Origin of the sequence: Flintibacter sp. HCN-6482 (assembly GCF_037892565.1) — a bacterium.
GTDB lineage: Bacteria > Bacillota > Clostridia > Oscillospirales > Oscillospiraceae > Lawsonibacter > Lawsonibacter aceti.
In genome coordinates this window covers 688,114-705,917 of record NZ_JBBKBK010000001.1, presented here as the reverse complement: position 1 = coordinate 705,917, position 17,804 = coordinate 688,114, and the positions used below count along the sequence as shown (strand labels likewise).

The following is a 17,804-nucleotide window of genomic DNA, read 5'->3' as shown; positions in this document are numbered from 1 at the left end:
TTTGTGTGCTGGAACAGGCGGATTTGGAAGTGGAACACGGCAAAAAAATCAGAGTTTTTACGCCTCCACAAACTTCAATATTTGTTGCAGAATAAGCGATTTTTAATGAAAATAGCGGCTGTTTGACGCAAAAATATTTTTATGGTATAATATATATAGAAAGTGAGAGAGGGGGACTGAGAAAGAAAATCCTCAAATTCTCTCACTGATAAGGGCAAACTGCAAGGTCAAGTTGTGGTGCTGAAAAACTGCCATGTTATCTCTTTATCGTTGCGTTTCCTTTCGTGTCTATTCGTGTATGCCGTATTTTCAGCTATCCAATAGACTTGCCTTGCCGTTTGCAAATTAAATTTTTTGTTCAAAAGGAGGAATGCCCAAATGAGCATGAATAATTGTTTTGTGCTGGGTGCAAAAGCCAAAAATTAGAACGGAAAAATCATCAAGGTTCCTGTTTTCATCGACACAAAGGGCCGCATGTGTAAGCTATTCGGTGGCAAGAATGGAAATCTCTATAAAAAGTATGCGCTATCCTATGAAGATGCTAACCGAGCCATGCAAACCTATCTGCACAGCGAAAACCAAGGGCGCGGCGCTGAAAGTTTGCGTGTGAGCCTCTACCTGGACAATGCCAAGTGCGGCGATTTGCACCTCTTTGTCATCGACTTTGACAAAGTAGATGGTAAGGTCGATACGCAGAGCGCCTTTTTCCAGAGGGCAAAGAGCCTTGCCGACAGGGTAACGCGCTCCCAGGGAGGCGGCTATCATATGTTCTATGGCGTGGATAAGAAAGCCGCCGCACCGCTCTTCGACAGTATTAACCTTCTGACCGCCGAGGGCACAGAGAGCTTTGTGTGTAAGACGGGGTGTGTGACCACCGATGGCCGTAACAAGGTGGACATGTTCTGTGACGCGTTGCACTTCATTTACGAGTGGGAGACATGGGACAATAGCCTTGAATTGACAGACAAAACACAGCCACTCTACGAGCTTATCAAGGCGCACTTCCAGTTGAAGCGCCCAATGGATGGCAACAGCGGAAAGCGGCAGAGTACGGGCAGAAATGCTCCTTTGCTTGACAATGTTAGCGAAGAGAGCCTGCGCCAAGAGATGACCGATAAGCAGCAAAAGGTTTTCGATGACCTGAAAACGCAATCTTCTGATTGCTCCCGTGAACAGTGGTTCAGTATCGGAATTGATATTTTCCATGTATTCGGGGCAGAGCTAGGCGGTAAGGTGTTCCGCTGGTGGAGTGCTCCGGGCCACAGCTTCCAGCCACAAGGTTGTGCCCGAACATGGGAGAATATTTGCAGCCGAGGTCCGAAAACAGAGCTGAAAAATTCCATTTGGATGGAGCTGGTTGCTGAGAGTGCCTTTTGAGTGGAAATACCGAACTGTATTCCGCTCCGCCGTGTGAACAGGGGCATGAGGCCGGGGGCGCGGGCACCTCCGCGCCCCTGACCTTCCGGGGCAAACCGATAGCCTGGGTGGTGGTTCCGGCCATTAGGAAAACAATTCTCCCCAATGCCTTTGGAGAGAATGAAGTTTTGGAGGAACAAAGCGGGGCGAAACATCTGATTGCCTATGACGGTAAACAATAGGATAGGGGGGATTTCTTGAAAATGGTATTTCCCCAAGAGTACAAAAAGTACCCCTACAAGGTGCGCTTCAAGACGGATGATATTTTCCGCCTGGGTGGGAATTAGAGGGCGAAGCTCCAATACCATATTCTCTCCCAGCATTTTCCCCTTGTCCATGTGAGAGAGCAGGACAAAAGAGATTTGGAACTGTTCTGCCAGTCTCACCATGCCGAAACCGCACAGCGCTGGTTGAACCGTATGGGGTGGGAGAGCGGCCACGAAAAGATGATTTCCTTTGGTGTGGCGTTAGACGTGCGCGGCGCGGCCAAGGGCGTGTGGTGCTATTACGTTGCCAATCTTGACGAAAAGAGCGTTACCTACCACGGCGTACCTATGACCTGGGAAGGATGGATAAAACCCATTCTCTTCTTCATGGACAGCCGCCGCGCCGAGCTGAACGCCCTGCGGAAGCAGCCAGACGGCGGAGCCGATGAACTGTTTCAATCGAGCTACGACACAGCCGTTATGATGCTGTACTATCAAAATGGAATGTACATGACCCTCCCCGGCAAAGAGGGAAAACTTCTGAAAACATGGGTGTTCCGCTATCTTTCCAATGGCTACGAGCCGTTCCCGTTTCCGCTCGATGATGATATTCCCGATGGTGATTATTCTTTCACCATTGATTTTGAGAGAGACACCGAGATTGTCCGGGCCTATGACTTGAAAAAAGAAATGGGCCAATACAATGCGGAACACAACGCCGCCCACAATCAGGAATTAGGCCGCAGACAGACCGAAGAGCGGTTTGCACAGTTGAAGGGCGACACATGGACAGCACAAGAAATTCTTGACCAGGGCTTTAGCCGAAAAACACTGGACAAGTTTGTAAAGTACGGCCTTATTCTGCGCGTCAAGAAAGGCCGTTATGTGAGAAATTCCGTGTGACCGCTGGCGCAATTCACCTGACCCCGTGCGTCATTTTATATAAATAATAAGACCCACGGGGCCGGGTAAAAATCCGCTTCCTGCACTTGAAAGTGTAGGTTCAAAAATGAAAGGAGGCAAAAAATGCTCACAATCACAGTTTAGGGACTTCCCTATGAAAACAGCTTTGATAATCTCCCCGGCAAGTACAAGTACGCCCACATAGTTGAACCGATGGGCGGCGAAGCTCCCAGCGCATTTGAGAACTACAAGCACGCCAAGGAAGAATTTGCCGCAATGCTGGAAGCTGACCGGAAATGGCGTGAGGCCATCCAACAGGAGCTTGACCGGGCTTTGAGCGACTATTTTGAAAAACGGTAAGGCTTAACCAATAGGAGGGGCGGGAGTTACACTCCCGCCCCTCTGTCATTTTTGTTTATCAGTCGTTTTTTGTTCGTCTTGTTCGTTGTCCTGGGGCTTCTTCTCCCAGCCGAATATTTCTTCCATGATAAGGGCAAGGGGCAATTCCGTATCTCCGAACATGGCGGCACCTCCCGAATACTGCTTGAAGCTGGCGCGTCGTGGCGAACGTCACGACGCGCTTCCTGTTTTTTGCGCTGCGCTGGATTTTCGTACTATTGTTATCCGCATTAGTGGCCTTTTGCAATTCCCATAAATTACCTATTGTCCGGGGCCTCCCTGACGTATTCCAGTAAATCGCCGGGCTGACAGTTGAGCAGCCCACAAATGGTTTCAAGGGTGGCCCACGACACCATTTGACCGCTGCGGATTTTTTGCAGCATGGCCTCTCCCATGATTTTCTCTTTCCGTATTCTTGTGGTGTTGTACCCGGCTTCTTTCAGCGCGGCGATTACATCAATCTTGTATTTGATTGGCATTTTTGGCCCTCCCTCCGGGGCGCTCCAAAAATTGCGCCTCTCTTCCATTGTCCTTATTCTAACACAAAATTACACCTTTTTCAAGTGTTGAAATTACACATAATTTGAGTGTAAATCTTGTGTATTTTGCGAATTGAATTACACTTAAAAAAGGTGTAAACTATAATCAGTTAAGGGGAACACCCCAAATAAAAAGCAAAGGAGAATGAACATGAGCAAGAACGAACTGGTAGCCAAAATCGAGGCGCTGAATGAGTGGGAAGCTGTTATTGAGGAAGCCAAGGCGGAGGCAGAGGCCATTCGGGACAGTATCAAGGCTGAAATGATGGAGCGCGACACCGAGGAAATGGCCGCTGGAAAGTATATTGTCCGCTGGACTTCGGTTCTCTCCAATCGGTTTGATACCACGGCTTTCAAAAAGGCCCACGGCGAACTGTATAAGGAGTACACCAAACAGAGCGCCAGCCGCCGCTTTTCCATCAGCGCCTAAAGAAAAGCCCCTTGCGTGAACACCGACCAAAGTAGACACGCAAAGGACTTCCCCCCAATCCAAACGGAGAGGGCAAGAACATTATAGCTTGCCCTCTCCCCAAAATCAAGAATAGGAGAGAAAAAGACATGAAAGAACTGACAAGCTATAACCGCGTGGCCGGGTATCTGAACAAGGTTTTTGACCTGCTGAACGCTGAATTTTTTGAAAATGCACTTTCAAGACCGACCATTACCATTCAATCCACGCCCCGCGCCTACGGCCATTTCTCCCTGCGGGAAGATACATGGGTTTCCAAGCTGGGCGGCACCCACGAAATCAACATAGGAGCCGGGACACTGGCCCGGCCTATCGAGGACGTAGCCGCGACCCTGCTTCACGAAATGGTTCACTACTACAACTACGAGAACGGCATACAGGATTGCAGCCGGGGCAACACCTACCACAATCGCCGCTTCAAAGCCGCCGCCGAAGCCCACGGCTTAATCGTGGAGCATAGCGACAAATACGGGTGGAGCCACACAAGCCCCTCTGACGAACTGCTGGACTTCATATTGGAGAACGGTTTGACCGACATTCTCATAAGCCGCAACGAGTTTGCCGGGTTCCATATCACCGGGACAGGAACGCACAGCGGAGCGGAGGGCACCACGCCGCCGCGCACGTCCAGCACACGGAAATATATCTGCCCCTGTTGCGGCAATTCCGTCCGGGCCACAAAGGAAGTCCACATAGCTTGTTTAGATTGCAACGCGCCGATGGTGCTTGCGGGGTGACAGGGAAGGGTGGGGAGCAATCCCCACCCAATTCCCAAAAGTTCGTATAATTCTAAAAATACGAATACCAAAACCGAGCAATCACGGGACTTTCCCGCCGCCGCCCATAATATGCGAACTTTCCCGCTTGAAAAAACGAACTTCTGACGATGGAGGCTACCATGAACAAGAAAACAAAGGCGCTCACCACCGAGCAATATAAAGAGATAATCCAGACCATGCGCGAGGGGTTCAGCGGTTGCCGCCCCAATGAGCGCATAGCCACCGCCCTTGTGCTGGAAGGAAATTTGGGTTTGCGTATCAGCGATATATTGAAGCTGCGGTCTTGTGATATTGTCCGGGACGGGGACAGATACCGGCTGGAAATTACCGAGCAGAAAACAGGCAAGCGCCGCGTGTTCACGGTTCCGCTTGTTATCCAGCAATACATAGAGAATTATTGCTTGCGCAACGGTATAGACCGAAACGCGATGATTTTCCCTATCACCGAGCGAGCTATACAGAAACAGCTCCATATCGTGTGTGACTACCTGGGCTTTGAGGGTATCAGTACGCACAGCTTCCGCAAGTGGTACGCCACCGAGATATACAAGGCAAACGGCTATGATATTGCCCTGGTGCAGAGGTTGCTACAACACAGCTCCGCCGCCGTGACACAGCGATATATCGGCATTGAGCCACAGCGGATAGAGGCCGCTATTGAGAAGCATACGCAACTAATTTGACAGCCGGGCCGCTCAACGAGCGGACCGGCCCTATTGTTTTTTACTGCATTTTTTGTGCTTTTGTGGTACACTTGACATAGAAATATGTAAAGGGGGCCGCGAATGTGAAAGAGAAGAGCGAAGAGAGAAATGAATTGCAGATAAATCGCGGCAAGAAGCCCAATCAGAAGCTAAAGCCCTATCTTGTCTTGCAGTTTCTCTTGCGGGAAACGGATGAAAACAATGTTGTGACAGCCGATGACATTGTGGCGTATTTGAATGAGATAGGGATTGACGCAGAACGCCGCTCCGTTTACAAGGATATTGAGGAAATCAACAAGGCCACATGGATGATAGAAAACGGGAAAACGCTCCAGGAGGCAGAAGAGGCAATAGCCGATGAAGAAGAGCGACTTGTCATATTTGACCCACACCGCAAGAAAAAGGGGTTCTATGTACGGCAACGCCGCTATGATTTGAACGGCATACGCTTACTTGCGGAGTGCGTCTATTCTGCAAAGTTTATTCCCCAGGCACAGGCAGACCGCCTTGCCGCCATCGTCAGCGATTTTGTCAGCAGACACCAGGCGGAGAAGATACGCAACAACGCTCTTGTGATTGACCGGGTAAAAACAGTAAATAAGAGCGTTCTCAATAATATCAGTCTAATCAATGACGCTATGGCAACTATGCTGGATGGTAGCCCCCACAAGCCGCAGAAAATCAGCTTCCAGTATCTCGCCTATGAAATCGGAAATTTGGATAAGCCCACAGAGCGCCGCACCAAGTATATTGTCAGCCCATTTTATCTTGTCATTGATGCGGGCAACTACTATCTTTTGGCATTTGACAATATCAATCAGAAGAGGCGCACCTTCCGCGTTGACCGAATGAAAAATGTGTGCTTTGTGGACGAGCCGCGAGAAGGGGCAGAAGCCTTTGCAAACCTTGATGTAGAGACTTTTATGCAACGCACCTTTTCCATGTACAGCGGGGAAAGAACGCGTGTTAAAATGCGGTTTATTACAAAAAAACTGCTTAATACAGTCATTGACCGCTTTGGGCGGCGCGGCGTTATTTATGAAAAGGTGGACGATGACCATTTTTATGTGACCGCTGATGTGGAAGTGAGCAATCAATTCTTCGGGTGGATTTGTGGCTTTGGTCGAATGGCAAAAATTATCTCCCCGGAGCCGGTTGTAAAGAAATTTGAGGAATTTCTTGATAAAATCCGAGAAATATATTAAAAGGTGGATATAGTCATGAAATTATATCTTGTTAATGCAGAGAATATTTATTTCCCGCAAATCAAAGAATATTTTAGAGAAATAGTCAGTTCTTATGATAATGGGAATTATCGTTCTGCCATGGTAATGTTATATTCTACTATCGTGTGTGATTTATTGCTTAAACTAAAGGAATTAGCAGATGTCTATTCAGACCAGAAGGCAGAAAAAATACTGGAAGATATTAACAGGAAACGAAAAAATGCGAACAGTTCAGAATGGGAAAAATCTTTAATTGATAGAGTACACAAGGAAACAGAACTATTGAGCGATGAGTCCTACGCTCTAATATCACATATTTATAGTTGGAGAAACTTTTCTGCACACCCAGCTCTTAATGAAGATTATGAGCTAATTTCACCATCACAGGAAATGACTATTGCGCATATTAAAAAAGCCCTGGATGATATTTTAACAAAACCCTCTGTCTTTGCAGATAATATCGTTGACCGCATGAGTGATGATATAGACCAGAAACGAGAATTGTATAAACATGATTTCAAAGGTTTTGAGGCATATCTTCGTAGGGTCTATTTTAATAGAATGTCAGAAAAAATGACCCAGAATGTTTTTAAGGCATTCTGGAAATTTACCTTCCGAAAACCAGAAGGGGATATATTTAACAAAAACAGGTATATCAATCGGTTGGCATTAGAGGCTATGTTAAATAACTATTATGAACCGATTTGTAGCTATATACAGAATAATCAAAGTTATTTCACAATAGCCCAAGATGAAAGCTGCCTACGCCATGTGTGTATAATGCTTGCATTTTATCCCAAAGTATATAACGTACTTAACAAGGATACACAATACCAAATATCTCATATCGATACTGATGAAGATTTCTGTGCTATAATGTGGTTTCTAAATGGTTCATTAGAGGATTATTTGTTGAATTTCACATGTAATTCAGATACGATTTCAGGTACAGTACGTAGTATTTTAAGCCGTTTGTGTTCAGAGCAAGGGGTTCCACATGCTTTCAGAAAATTTTTAATACAACATTATTCTAAAAGTAGCAGCTATTTAGGGACAAAGCATCGATATAATTGTGCTATAAAACCGTATTTAAGTATCTTTGACGATAAAGATTTTATTGCAATTATTGAAGCAATCAATAAAAATGACCAAATATATTGTTATGCAAAACAACGAGAAATGAATGATGAGATACTTGAATACGGACGCGATAAACTTCCTAGTGACTTTGATTTCTCTGTTTATCCGAATTTCCGTTATACAGAGTTGCAAACTGACAGCAACGATGGAGATGATGAAACTGTACAGTCACAAAGGGATGATATAGATAACGATATAGATTGGCCTTTTTGAGTACTTGGGGGGACTGTAACGCCCCCCAAGTGCAATTATAATCTGTTTATATTGCTTTTCACCAAATCTACTCCCGATTTGGTGACCGCGAGGTAATATTTCTGCGTTACATGGATATAAGCATGGCCCATTTGCGCACAAAGAAGGTGCTGCGGCGTGTTCAGCTCCGCCATCATGGTTCCGTATGTGTGACGGAGGTAATGATATTTGAAGTTTATCCCCATGCGCTTTATCTCCCGCGTGGGATATTTCATGGAGTTCACTGTCTGAATTTGTCCGTTTGGGAGGCAGTTCACAAGCTCCGTGGAAGAAATTTTGCTTCCGTCCAGGTCATCAATGAAGCGCTGTTTCTGTTCCCGGACGGCGGCAAACTTGACGGCATCTTCCGCCCGCCGCCGCGCTAAGTCTTGAAAATACACTTTCAATTTGTCGTTCATGTAGATTGTCCGTCTGCCGCTCCGCGTCTTAACGGGGACGAGCTTGATAAGCCCGTCCTGGTATTGCATCTGCCTGTCAATGGTAATTGTCCCTGCCTCCAAGTCCACATTTGACCATTTCAGGCCGTAGCACTCATTGATACGCAAGCCGCAGTACCGCCCCAGCATGTAGGCCGTTTCCGCGTTCGTGCCCTTAAAGTATTTATCCAGGACGGCGAGCTCTTCCTTGCTAAAGGAAATAATGTCGTCATCATCATTTATCTTCCGCTTTGGCATGTGGATTTTGGTGTCTTTATTGACGCAGAGTTTATTGTAGGTGTCCACGTCCAGGTAGTTCCGGGAGTAGGCTTGTCCAAAAATCAGGTAGAACATTTTCAAAAAGCTCTCCACATATGTATAAGCAAGTCCCTCTGTGTGGTACAGTTCCGAAAGGTAGTCGTAAATTTCCGCAACGCTAATATCGTCCACATAACGGTTTCCGAACCGGGCGCACAGGTGATTATCCCAAAGGCTGTCCTGCTTGCGGATGGTCTGATAGGCCCGGTCTGACCGTCCGTTTTTACAGTATTCGGAGTAGACCTCTTTGACCGTTCTTCTGCGGAGTTTCTTTTTGCGGTTCCGCTCCAAGTGAGCCTGTTCGATTGCCGCCTCCCGCGCTTTTATGGCCTCTTTTTTCGTGTGCAGCTTGTTCCCGTGTTCGTCGGTTGACTTCCGCCGCGCTACCTGTTTCCCGTCAATCATCACGGCGAAACGGTAGGCCCACAGGCCGTTTTCCATCTTGAAAACCCCGGTATCCTTTGCTTTTGCCATTTTAGTACCTCCAAGAATTGTACTAAAATGGTACATGGCCGCTCTTTTCACTTAAAAAGATGTACCAGACTTGTACAAAAGATGTTAAAAAGGTGTTCCGAAGTGCTTTGAAATATGTTCCCATTTCGCTTGATTTTCCAGGGAAACAGCCAATTTTTAAGCCGGCAAGTTCGAGCTGGCCAAGAAGGCCAAGGAGCTGAACCTGGACGCCATCCACGACACCGTCCACGAGATGGCTCGCGACGAGGCCCGCCACGGCAAGGCTTTTGAGGGCCTGCTGAAGCGCTACTTCGGCTAATTAAGAAAAGAGTGACAGAGGGTGGAGTGTTGTGCTCCACTCTCTGTTTTATTTCGTACCGGTAAAGTGAGCTAATAACCCCTTACAGCCAGCTAAAACGTCCCGGAAGGTGCTCTCAAAGTCGCCTGTATACCAGGGGTCCGCGATGCCCTCTCCAGAACGACCCGCAAACTCCAGCAGCAGGTGGAGTTTTTCCTCTGGGTCGCCGCCTAAGATATAGGACATATTGCGGAGATTGGTGCGGTCCATGCCAATGAGAAGATCATATTGGCTATAATCTTCCTGTGTCAGCTGCCGGGCCGTCTTGCCGGCACAGCTGATGCCATGTTCCGCCAGCTTGCGCCGGGCAGGAGGATAGACTGGATTTCCCAGCTCTTCCCTGCTGGTGGCGGCAGAGGCAATATGAAACTTCCCACCAAGACCAGCATGTGTGACCAGATCCCTCATAATAAATTCCGCCATGGGGCTGCGGCAGATGTTGCCGTGGCATACGAACAGGATACGATACATGGTTTGTCCTTTCCTGGAGAGAGAACAAGAAAGTGCTTGATTTCTCCCCAATAGTTTGATATCCTATCACATAGACTTAAATGTGAATCCAAATGGAGACGTATCGAAGTGGTCATAACGGGGCTGACTCGAAATCAGTTTGCGGGCAACCGCACGTGGGTTCGAATCCCACCGTCTCCGCCAGCTCGTCGCAAGCGTCATATCGCTTGCGATGAGCTTTTTCCTTCCAGGACAAAGCTCATCGCGCGCTCATTCTGCTGCTTCTCGCTTCCAAAGCGCAACCGCTTGCGCTGGGTTGCGCTTTGGGGCTGCCGCACGGCAGTTTTGTTTTATCAGGGAAAAAATATCGATTTTAACCGCCCTTTCCAAGTCGGAGCAAACGTTATATCGTTTGCTCCGACGTCTTTTTATGCCTGTGGCAAAAGAGACGTCATTTGTCCGCTCTCCTATGCCAACGGTTTCAAAAGTCAGGGGGGCTCATAGTTCACCTTACCACCCAGCTATTATTCTGGCGGGAAATACCGTTTGACACTGGTATGAGCAGTTCCTATTTTACCAGGAAGGACTATGGTGTCAATAGGAACAGAAGATAGGGGCAGCGACGACAACAAGAGAGGGCCGTCCACATGAGTACGTGGACGGCCTTCGCATACCTCTTTCCAATGAGGAAAAAAGGAGGTATAATAGGCTCTGGAAGACAACAAAACCAGGAGGGAAATGACCATGATCACATTGGCACAGCGAATCGAGGAGTTGAGGACCCAGCGGGGAATGAGCCGGCCTGGCCTTTCCGCAGCTCTGGGCCTTCCTAAGAACGCCATTGAGAAGTTTGAAACGGGCCGCCAAACACCCAACCAGGAGCAGCAGGAGAAGCTGGCCGCCTACTTTGGCGTGTCCATATTTTACCTCCGGGGAGAGAGCGACGACCGTACCCGTCAAGAAAGCTGGCTAGAAGGCGCGTACCAGGAGGACCCGGTCCAATCTCCCCCTCCCAGGCGGGAGCCTCGGAGTTCCGCTCAGTCTGTGGGAGGAGAGGGAACTGTGTTCGATTCCTTCCTGCGAAGTGCTCCCTTTCAGGAGCTGGTGCGGACGATGGTACTAGAAGTGCTCCGCTCTCCCGAAGGGCAGGAGCTCTTGTCTCGGACTGTCCGTCGGGAGCTGGACAGACAGAACTGAAGGCGCTCTGATTTCGGCGGAGCAAGGGCGTTTCCTCCTGATACTGGAGGAAACGCCCTTTTCTCTTCCGTTGGCGAAGCTCACGCTGCCCCTCCCTTCTGCGCCCGCTGAAGGGACTGGAGCAGTTGGCTATCGTCTGGGGCAGACAGAAGCTCCACTGCCAGGGCTAGGTCCTGCTCCGCTTGAGCGGACTCCAGCAGGGTGTTTTGGAGCTGCTGGTAGAACTGGGTAAGCGCCTGCCCCGTCAGCTGGTTCGCTGCTGCCTGTTGGAGCAGAGAATCCTTACGACCACGGAGCTGGTCCCGGCGTGCCTCCAGCTGCCCCTTTTGCTGGGTCAAAAAGGCGCGTAGGGAGGAGGCCAGCCGCCCCAGTGCGGGGGAAAGGGGGGCGGCGGAACGGGACGGAAGTTCAGAGGGAGAGGGGGCTCCATCTGAGGGCGGAGCAGGAACAGGAGCTGGGGCGGAGCCCGCCTGTACCTCTGGCCTGGGTGTGGGGAAACAGTCAAAGGGCCGCAGAGGGGCGGGGGTGGACTTGGTCCTGGCGGCGGGTTCCATCTGCCAGCAGCTGCCGGCCATGGCAGGGCGCCTCATTACTTCCCTGACTTTATCCAGAGTGAGCGTGTCGGCCCGGTCTGGGCAGTCGGTCCGGCCGCCAGGGACCTGGGCCGCATAGTAGCGCTGATTCCGGTCCTTCAGCGTGTAAAGTGTATCCATCTAAAAAACCTCCATTCAAATCAAATCATCACCGGGTGTGGGATTCAGGCTACGGGGCACAGGGGTCTGCCCCAGGCCTTAAGATTGGCCTGATCCCGGGATACGCCGCTGATCTGGAATAGGATCTGGTCACCCGCTGCCGCCTGCCAGCCATCCGGGCGGGGGGAGATGGCATTGAAGCCGGGAAAGATCTGGAAGAAAATAGAGGCGTTCCGAGTGCCCACGACACGTGCCGGGAAGATCAGGCCGGGCTCCAGCTCCTCCAGGAAGGGATAGTTGAGGTAGTTCTCATCCTGGGGGGAGCGGAACCAGAGCCGCTGATGGGGAGAGGAGTTGGCGAAACAGACAGGGAGCAGGTCGCCCACGGAGACCTCCTGCCCCTCTGTGGGGCGGTAAAACTCCCGGAGGAGGATGGCGGGCTGATCCTCCACCATCAGAAAGAAGCCCTGCGGGGAGATGCCCATTACCCGGCCCTGGTAGACTTGGCGGCGGTCGGGATGAAGGAAGAGGCGGTCATAGATCAGCTCCTGGGCCCGCCGGCGGGAGGCCGTCAGGCTGCCGTCTTCCTCAAGCCCGCGGAGGACCACCCGGAAGCCCGGCTGCAGGTCCCGGATGGACACGGGCTTATTCAACCGGTCCACCTGATTGGCGGGGACGGAGCACATCAGGGGCTCCGAAAAGCCGGGCACATCCACCAGGGCCAACAGAGAAGGGAGATGCTCCTCGGAGCGTAGGTACTTGAACAGCTTGGCGGGCAGCATTGCCTCCTGACTGATCAGAGTCTGGAGCTGGAGCTTCTGCTCCTGGGTGTAGTTTCTCATCATAAAACTCCTTTCTGTATACAAAAAATGAGGATAGAGGGATAGAATCAAGCGGTGTGGAGCTGTTCAGGGACCAACTGAGGTAAAAGCTCATACTCCACAGAGCAGGAGAGGAGTGTCTGCCAGCGATGGAAGCCGTCCTGGGGGGAGAAATCGGAGCGGAGGAGGGGGGTGTCCCCAAGCAGCAGCTTCAGCTGGGACAGCATCTGAGGGGGCAGAACAGCCCCCACAAGGTCGGCCATAGGCAGCAGAGGGAGCAGGTCAGCTACATCCCGGATGGGGAGGGGGTACTGGAGGACCGTCACTGGCCCGCAGTCGGCCTGGAGAGCGTCCAGGGCCGGCTGGGAGAGCTGGTGGCGGGACAGCCAGAGAAAGACACGGCCAGACGCGGGGGGAAGGGAGAGCTGGGCGGCGGGAAGCTCCTCCACGTCGCAGCGGAGCAGCCTGCGCCAGCCCACAAACCGCTTTTCGTACTCGTCTTCCGGCAGCCCGCTGCAGTAGCCGGGGACCTTGCGCCCGGTGGCGATCCTCTGGGAGGCCCGGAACAGGACCGGAAAGCGGCCGGCGGCGGTGCGGAAAACCTGGGCGGCCTTGGGCAGAGGCAGATTGACTACCAGAGATTCCACCCGGCTGCCCCGCAGATGGAGCTGCTCCTCCAGCGATTCCGGCTCCATAGGCCGGATGAGAAGAGGCGCTCCGGACCGCTGGCAGAGGTCCTGGTACTCCTCCTGGTGGATGGGAGAATGAGAGATCCAAAAAATTTCTTTCATATCTATAACCTCCTTAATGTATCATATTGGGACGGAATGGGGGAAGTCAGGCGGCGGCTCCTCCAGAGGCCGGCATTGACTAGGGGAGGGGGTCCAGAAAGGAGAGGGAAAGAACGTCCCACTGGGCCAGGTCCATAGCCTGGAGGGCGGTCCGCAGGCAGCGGTAAAAGCCCTCCGTCAGCCTGGGGTCCAGGTCGTGGGTCTGGTTATAGTCCAGTAACTGCTGGAGCTGCTCCTGCCGGCGGTCCAGCTCCCGATGGGCCTGAACACTCTCGCGCCGAACCATGGCGGCGATGGAATGGGACAGAGGAGAATGGTCCATAGCGACCTCCTTTCTTTCGACGGATGCCGGGCCGCTGTGACTTACAAGGTACTGTCCGGCTCCGGGAGCGGGAGAGAAGGGAAACAGAAAAATTATTTTTCCCACCGCTTCCGGTGCCCAGGGTACTGTCCGGACGGAAATGAGGGAGAGAAGCGAGCTGGGAAAAAAGTTACCGCACTACCACGGCGTGCTGCCGGACCAGGTACAGAGGCTCCAGCACAGAGGCGTCCTGCCAGTAAAAGTAGTCCTGCCCCTGACACTTCACGTTATAGGGGTCGGCTACATTGTACTGGTCGGTCTGGCTGTCATAGCCGCACAGAAGGACTGCGTGGTTGTTTCGCAGCAAGGTCTCCTCATGGTCCCCCATGCGGTAAGTGCGGTAGTAGGGCTCCGCCCACCAGAGAGTGACATAAACCACGACCGGGTTGACTGACAGCAGCTCTCTCTGGAGCTCCTCCACAGACCGTCCAGAGAAATCCGCCACGTCTCCGTACTTGCGCCCGTACTCCGCCAGCTTGGCGGGGTAGATGGTGGTGCGTTTGCTCTGGTCGGGCTGATAAGGGGAGCCGGCAAAGCCCTGGGCGGGGTCGTACTCATGCTTGGGCATGGCGTCCAGGAAGGAGCGCAGGTCTACCTCCTGGGCATAGCCCTTGGCCTTTAGCCCCATGAGCAGGGAGGTGGGCTCGCAGCCTACCGGGGCGTACACCGGGGTCACCTGGCTGATGTAAGGGGTGTCGATCACCCGACGGTCGGGCAGGGCGGGGGCCGCGGGTTCCACCGGCTGGGCTTCCTCCGACTCGGAGGGTTGCTGCATCAGGGCCAGCAGAGGGTTGGGCCCCAAAAGGGTGCCCAGCAGATGGAGGAAGGAGGACGCGCCGTCCACCCCCGCATAGGAGAGGAGTGGGACGACCGAAGAAGCGGTACTCTGGCCCGCCGCCTCACCGGCGGCGAAGGCGGCGGGGAGTGAGGTCGTGATTAGACTGATGGCCAGGAGGAGGGCCGGGACACGGGAGTTTTTCATCATAAATCCTTCCTTTCTAACAGCGGCCTGGGGCCGCTGGGGATATCCGGCAGGCGCTGGACCGTACAGTTACCCTATCCGGAGAAGGATCAGTCAGAGAAGTGAAGCAGGAAACTTTTTTTCATAGAGAAATGCCCCGGCTGTTCAAAAAGAACAGCCGGGGCATTTTCCTTTGAAATATAGTTCATAGCATCTTGGCATTGGCCTTTTCCTGGAGCTGGCGCAGAAGGTCCTCTGTGACCTGGGGGGATGGGGACTCCGGCGGCTGGGGGAGTGGAGCGCCGCTGGCGGCCTTGACCTCGCGGCCCAAGTGCTCCAGCCGGCCTACAGACTCCAGGAAGAAGGAGGCCAGCTCCTGGGTGGTGAGACGGCCCAGGTTGGCATGGTAACCCAACCGGTTCAGGGCATGCATCTTGCCCCGGTTACTGGAGTCGCCCAAGGCGTGGTTGATCTGGTTGCGCATCAGGTTGACATACTGGTTGTCCAGGGCCAGGCGGACAAAGACCGCCACCGACGCACCGGGACGAAGCCGGAGCTTCCGGCGGTCCAGCAGGTCCAACACCACCTGGCGGTAAGGGGCGGCGGACAGCGGGGTGAGGAGAATCCGGCGCAGACGGTCGCCATTGTGTCCGGGATCGGCCAGCCGCTCCAGTACATCGGCCATCTGGCTATCCTTTTTCCAGTCCTTTTGAAGCACTGGCAGAGCCAGATCCAACTGGTCCTGCTGGGCCAGATAAGACAAGCTGCCCTCTCGGGTCCGCCGCTGTCCAGGGGACTGGAACAGGGCCCGGAGAAGGTGGACCAAAGCCTGACTATCCGCGGGCAGGCAGGGCAGGGCGGGGGGAACGGCCTGTCCCTCCACCGGGTCGGCGGCCGCCTCTACCATCAGGGCCACCCGCGTCTCCGGCTGGGACAGGGCCCGCTGGAGGGCCTGCCGTCGCTCTGCTCCGGCGAGCTTGGGGAAGGGGGCGTTTCCGTTGGAAAGGGCCCAGCGCTCCAGCTCGCCCACCAGATGGTAGGAGAAGCTCTGGAAGCAGTCGGAGTCGGTGACCTCTCTCTGGGATTTGGCGTAGAAGGGTTCACGGGACAGCAGCTCCCTGGCATCAGGGGATACCAGAAGATAGGGGGTCTCCCCCTGGATCATGGCGTGGGCCAGATGCTCATTATAGATGGTCATAGCCTGCTGGATCATCCGGTTTTGGGCGCACCAGCGGACCAGGCCGGTGATGGTAAGCTTCCGGTCGCCAAAGCCCAGCTCCTGCCGAAAGACAGGGAGGAGAGCGGATAACAGGGGGTGGCTGTCCTGGAGTGCTCCACACCGGTCCAGGTCGCGGTTCAGGTCGGCAAGCATCTGCTCCAGAAGGTCCAGGTCCGCCCGACACAGGCGGATGGCCTCGGTAAAGGCCTGGAGGTCACGGATCAGGTCCTGTACCTGAGGTGCGGGGTCCTGGGCCAGCACCCGTACCAGAGTGTCGGCGCTGCCAAAGGAGGTGAACTCATGGAGGCCGTTGATGATGTCAAAGAGCTGGGGCACATTGGCCAGCTCCACCACCGCGTTCTGGCCGTTGACGATGCTGCTGTATACCACCTGCTCCACCGAGCAGTTTTTATAGGACAGAGCACGGGTGAGGAGCAGCATAAGAAAGCTGACGTTCCGGGGGCCGCCTGTCACATCCAGATAGATTCGGTCCCTGGGCTGGATGCCGGTCAGCAGGGCCCGGAGGGCCTGCTCCATGTCCGGATTGGCCGGATCGTAGTCCAGAGGGGTCATTTGGGGCTGGGGCAGCCCCCGGTCTTGGCAGAAGCGGGCCACCCGCTTCTGGAGGTACTCCTCAGCGGTGAGGGATCCCTCGCGGCCGCAGTCCACTTTGTCCTCCCTTACCTGGCGGGTGCGCAGGTACAGGATCTCATCCACCGGGGCAAAGGTGGTCAGCAAATAGTAGAGCGGAGCCTCGTTCGTGTGAGCTCCAGACAGGGGCGGCCGGCCCTGCTGGCCGGGATAGCGGTATAAACGTTCGGTCAGGCCAGGACGCAGATCGCTGAAAAAGCTGATGATCCGTGTGGACATGGGGACACTCCCTTTTAGCTTCCGCCGGAAAATAATCATAATTATTATAGCATCCCAACATCTTTGGAACAAGGGAATCCCGCTTCTCTGGTAAAAAAATGTCCGGATAGGGGAGAAGAAGGGCCGGATAGGTCTGTCAAACGGAGAGGATGTGTGCTACAATATGTAAAAATGGCCCGTTATGGCTCCGTAATTGGAGCCAGGAGGAAAGATCAAACAGAAAGGACCGCGTTCCCATGAAGAAGTTTATTTGTGTCATCCCCAGGCAGAAGGCCGGGGACCTGAGCAACGTACGCTACCAGGCCCAGGGGAACCGGGCGCTGGACTATCCTGGGGCCACCCGGTTCCCGGTGATCCCGCTGATCTGGGGCTATGGCCAGGAGGGAGAGGAGATCCGTGTTATTGCCCTGTCGGCCGACTATGACAACTGCCGCTGCAATCTGGAGCTGCTCAAAGAGGAATTGGAGGCCCTCTGCAAAGACAGGGGACTCTCCTGTCCCAAGGGGGTGGAGGTGGTGGAGGTCCCCTTTGACGAGAGCCTGGACAGCCATATCGCCACCTTTCAAAAGCTGATCGACCGGACGGAGGACGGGGACGATCTATATGCCTGTCTTACCTTCGGAAGCAAGCCCACCCCGCTGGTGGAGGTGATGGCCATGCAGTATGCCTACCGGGTCCACAGGGATGTGACCATCACCTGTGCGGTATACGGCCAGATGGACCACAGCGTCCAGCCCCCGGCGGCAAAGCTCTATGACATCACCGCCCTTATCACGCTGGACGACATCGTGCGCCGCCTGGCGGAGCAGCGGGTATCCGACCCCAAGGCGGTACTGGACCGCATCCTGAACCTGTGAGGGGAGG

General features: G+C 53.1%; 19 protein-coding genes, 1 tRNA gene and 1 pseudogene. 12 read left to right on the top strand and 9 right to left on the bottom strand.

From position 1 onward, the window contains the following. Positions 1–552 precede the first annotated feature (552 nt). The 3 genes from WKS99_RS03450 (at position 553) to WKS99_RS03440 (ending at position 2,885) form a co-directional block, all read left to right on the top strand. Positions 553–1,377 (top strand): hypothetical protein, encoded by an 825-nt coding sequence (locus WKS99_RS03450; RefSeq protein ID WP_340405334.1) that lies wholly within the window; start codon positions 553–555, stop codon positions 1,375–1,377. Between the two features lie 401 nt (positions 1,378–1,778). Further along, positions 1,779–2,525 (top strand): type IV toxin-antitoxin system AbiEi family antitoxin domain-containing protein, encoded by a 747-nt coding sequence (locus tag WKS99_RS03445; RefSeq protein ID WP_340405333.1) that lies wholly within the window; start codon positions 1,779–1,781, stop codon positions 2,523–2,525. A gap of 213 nt (positions 2,526–2,738) precedes the next feature. Then, positions 2,739–2,885 (top strand): hypothetical protein, encoded by a 147-nt coding sequence (locus WKS99_RS03440; protein ID WP_340405332.1) that lies wholly within the window; start codon positions 2,739–2,741, stop codon positions 2,883–2,885. Positions 2,886–3,181: 296 nt separating this feature from the next. Here the strand turns inward: WKS99_RS03440 and WKS99_RS03435 are convergent, their stop codons facing one another. Beyond that, on the bottom strand, positions 3,182–3,403 hold the full coding sequence (locus WKS99_RS03435; RefSeq protein WP_186852226.1) for a helix-turn-helix domain-containing protein: 222 nt from the start codon (positions 3,401–3,403) through the stop codon (positions 3,182–3,184). A gap of 211 nt (positions 3,404–3,614) precedes the next feature. Here WKS99_RS03435 and WKS99_RS03430 point away from each other — a divergent pair, with 211 nt between their 5' ends. The 5 genes from WKS99_RS03430 (at position 3,615) to WKS99_RS03410 (ending at position 7,994) form a co-directional block, all read left to right on the top strand. After that, positions 3,615–3,893 (top strand): hypothetical protein, encoded by a 279-nt coding sequence (locus WKS99_RS03430; protein WP_340405331.1) that lies wholly within the window; start codon positions 3,615–3,617, stop codon positions 3,891–3,893. Positions 3,894–4,021: 128 nt separating this feature from the next. Further along, on the top strand, positions 4,022–4,669 hold the full coding sequence (locus WKS99_RS03425; RefSeq protein ID WP_340405330.1) for a SprT-like domain-containing protein: 648 nt from the start codon (positions 4,022–4,024) through the stop codon (positions 4,667–4,669). A 161-nt stretch (positions 4,670–4,830) separates the two neighbouring features. After that, a complete protein-coding gene (locus tag WKS99_RS03420) occupies positions 4,831–5,394 on the top strand; it encodes a tyrosine-type recombinase/integrase (protein ID WP_340405329.1) in 564 nt (187 codons plus the stop codon). Positions 5,395–5,498: 104 nt separating this feature from the next. Next, positions 5,499–6,620: a helix-turn-helix transcriptional regulator gene (locus WKS99_RS03415; protein WP_340405328.1), complete on the top strand. Its 1,122-nt coding sequence runs from the start codon at positions 5,499–5,501 to the stop codon at positions 6,618–6,620. A gap of 15 nt (positions 6,621–6,635) precedes the next feature. Continuing rightward, positions 6,636–7,994: a hypothetical protein gene (locus tag WKS99_RS03410; protein WP_340405327.1), complete on the top strand. Its 1,359-nt coding sequence runs from the start codon at positions 6,636–6,638 to the stop codon at positions 7,992–7,994. A 35-nt stretch (positions 7,995–8,029) separates the two neighbouring features. On the opposite strand, the gene WKS99_RS03405 is transcribed toward WKS99_RS03410, so the two are convergent. Further along, positions 8,030–9,208: a tyrosine-type recombinase/integrase gene (locus WKS99_RS03405; RefSeq protein ID WP_340405326.1), complete on the bottom strand. Its 1,179-nt coding sequence runs from the start codon at positions 9,206–9,208 to the stop codon at positions 8,030–8,032. A gap of 193 nt (positions 9,209–9,401) precedes the next feature. Between WKS99_RS03405 and WKS99_RS03400 the strand changes: the two are divergent. Continuing rightward, positions 9,402–9,539 (top strand): annotated as a pseudogene (locus WKS99_RS03400) (NADH peroxidase); the annotation flags it as partial. 48 nt (positions 9,540–9,587) lie between these two features. On the opposite strand, the gene WKS99_RS03395 reads toward WKS99_RS03400, so the two are convergent. Continuing rightward, complete coding sequence (locus WKS99_RS03395; RefSeq protein WP_262669456.1) at positions 9,588–10,049, bottom strand: low molecular weight protein-tyrosine-phosphatase; 462 nt, start codon at positions 10,047–10,049, stop codon at positions 9,588–9,590. 94 nt (positions 10,050–10,143) lie between these two features. Here WKS99_RS03395 and WKS99_RS03390 point away from each other — a divergent pair. Next, positions 10,144–10,232, top strand: a tRNA-Ser gene (locus tag WKS99_RS03390). Between the two features lie 540 nt (positions 10,233–10,772). Further along, complete coding sequence (locus WKS99_RS03385; RefSeq protein WP_147571047.1) at positions 10,773–11,225, top strand: helix-turn-helix domain-containing protein; 453 nt, start codon at positions 10,773–10,775, stop codon at positions 11,223–11,225. A gap of 80 nt (positions 11,226–11,305) precedes the next feature. Here WKS99_RS03385 and WKS99_RS03380 read toward each other — a convergent pair whose 3' ends face one another. The 6 genes from WKS99_RS03380 to WKS99_RS03355 form a co-directional block, all read right to left on the bottom strand. Continuing rightward, positions 11,306–11,938: a hypothetical protein gene (locus WKS99_RS03380; RefSeq protein WP_340405325.1), complete on the bottom strand. Its 633-nt coding sequence runs from the start codon at positions 11,936–11,938 to the stop codon at positions 11,306–11,308. A 44-nt stretch (positions 11,939–11,982) separates the two neighbouring features. Then, positions 11,983–12,759: a hypothetical protein gene (locus WKS99_RS03375; protein ID WP_262669459.1), complete on the bottom strand. Its 777-nt coding sequence runs from the start codon at positions 12,757–12,759 to the stop codon at positions 11,983–11,985. Between the two features lie 47 nt (positions 12,760–12,806). Beyond that, positions 12,807–13,529: a hypothetical protein gene (locus WKS99_RS03370; protein WP_340405324.1), complete on the bottom strand. Its 723-nt coding sequence runs from the start codon at positions 13,527–13,529 to the stop codon at positions 12,807–12,809. Positions 13,530–13,608: 79 nt separating this feature from the next. Then, entirely contained in the window at positions 13,609–13,851 is a 243-nt protein-coding gene (locus WKS99_RS03365; RefSeq protein ID WP_147571043.1) for a hypothetical protein, read from the bottom strand. Between the two features lie 169 nt (positions 13,852–14,020). After that, positions 14,021–14,875: a C39 family peptidase gene (locus WKS99_RS03360; RefSeq protein ID WP_340405323.1), complete on the bottom strand. Its 855-nt coding sequence runs from the start codon at positions 14,873–14,875 to the stop codon at positions 14,021–14,023. A 181-nt stretch (positions 14,876–15,056) separates the two neighbouring features. Then, entirely contained in the window at positions 15,057–16,940 is a 1,884-nt protein-coding gene (locus WKS99_RS03355) for a TM1812 family CRISPR-associated protein (RefSeq protein ID WP_340405322.1), read from the bottom strand. A 236-nt stretch (positions 16,941–17,176) separates the two neighbouring features. Here WKS99_RS03355 and WKS99_RS03350 point away from each other — a divergent pair, with 236 nt between their 5' ends. Further along, positions 17,177–17,797, top strand: a complete 621-nt coding sequence (locus tag WKS99_RS03350; RefSeq protein WP_340405321.1) for a TM1812 family CRISPR-associated protein — start codon at positions 17,177–17,179, stop codon at positions 17,795–17,797. Positions 17,798–17,804: the final 7 nt, after the last annotated feature.

Coding starts and splice junctions, on each gene's coding strand:
- WKS99_RS03450 (WP_340405334.1), top strand. CDS start 553: ATGCAAACCTATCTGCACAGCGAAAACCAAGGGCGCGGCGCTGAAAGT.
- WKS99_RS03440 (WP_340405332.1), top strand. CDS start 2,739: ATGGGCGGCGAAGCTCCCAGCGCATTTGAGAACTACAAGCACGCCAAG.
- WKS99_RS03435 (WP_186852226.1), bottom strand. CDS start 3,403: ATGCCAATCAAATACAAGATTGATGTAATCGCCGCGCTGAAAGAAGCC.
- WKS99_RS03430 (WP_340405331.1), top strand. CDS start 3,615: ATGAGCAAGAACGAACTGGTAGCCAAAATCGAGGCGCTGAATGAGTGG.
- WKS99_RS03425 (WP_340405330.1), top strand. CDS start 4,022: ATGAAAGAACTGACAAGCTATAACCGCGTGGCCGGGTATCTGAACAAG.
- WKS99_RS03420 (WP_340405329.1), top strand. CDS start 4,831: ATGAACAAGAAAACAAAGGCGCTCACCACCGAGCAATATAAAGAGATA.
- WKS99_RS03410 (WP_340405327.1), top strand. CDS start 6,636: ATGAAATTATATCTTGTTAATGCAGAGAATATTTATTTCCCGCAAATC.
- WKS99_RS03405 (WP_340405326.1), bottom strand. CDS start 9,208: ATGGAAAACGGCCTGTGGGCCTACCGTTTCGCCGTGATGATTGACGGG.
- WKS99_RS03395 (WP_262669456.1), bottom strand. CDS start 10,049: ATGTATCGTATCCTGTTCGTATGCCACGGCAACATCTGCCGCAGCCCC.
- WKS99_RS03385 (WP_147571047.1), top strand. CDS start 10,773: ATGATCACATTGGCACAGCGAATCGAGGAGTTGAGGACCCAGCGGGGA.
- WKS99_RS03380 (WP_340405325.1), bottom strand. CDS start 11,938: ATGGATACACTTTACACGCTGAAGGACCGGAATCAGCGCTACTATGCG.
- WKS99_RS03375 (WP_262669459.1), bottom strand. CDS start 12,759: ATGAGAAACTACACCCAGGAGCAGAAGCTCCAGCTCCAGACTCTGATC.
- WKS99_RS03370 (WP_340405324.1), bottom strand. CDS start 13,529: ATGAAAGAAATTTTTTGGATCTCTCATTCTCCCATCCACCAGGAGGAG.
- WKS99_RS03365 (WP_147571043.1), bottom strand. CDS start 13,851: ATGGACCATTCTCCTCTGTCCCATTCCATCGCCGCCATGGTTCGGCGC.
- WKS99_RS03360 (WP_340405323.1), bottom strand. CDS start 14,875: ATGATGAAAAACTCCCGTGTCCCGGCCCTCCTCCTGGCCATCAGTCTA.
- WKS99_RS03355 (WP_340405322.1), bottom strand. CDS start 16,940: ATGTCCACACGGATCATCAGCTTTTTCAGCGATCTGCGTCCTGGCCTG.
- WKS99_RS03350 (WP_340405321.1), top strand. CDS start 17,177: ATGAAGAAGTTTATTTGTGTCATCCCCAGGCAGAAGGCCGGGGACCTG.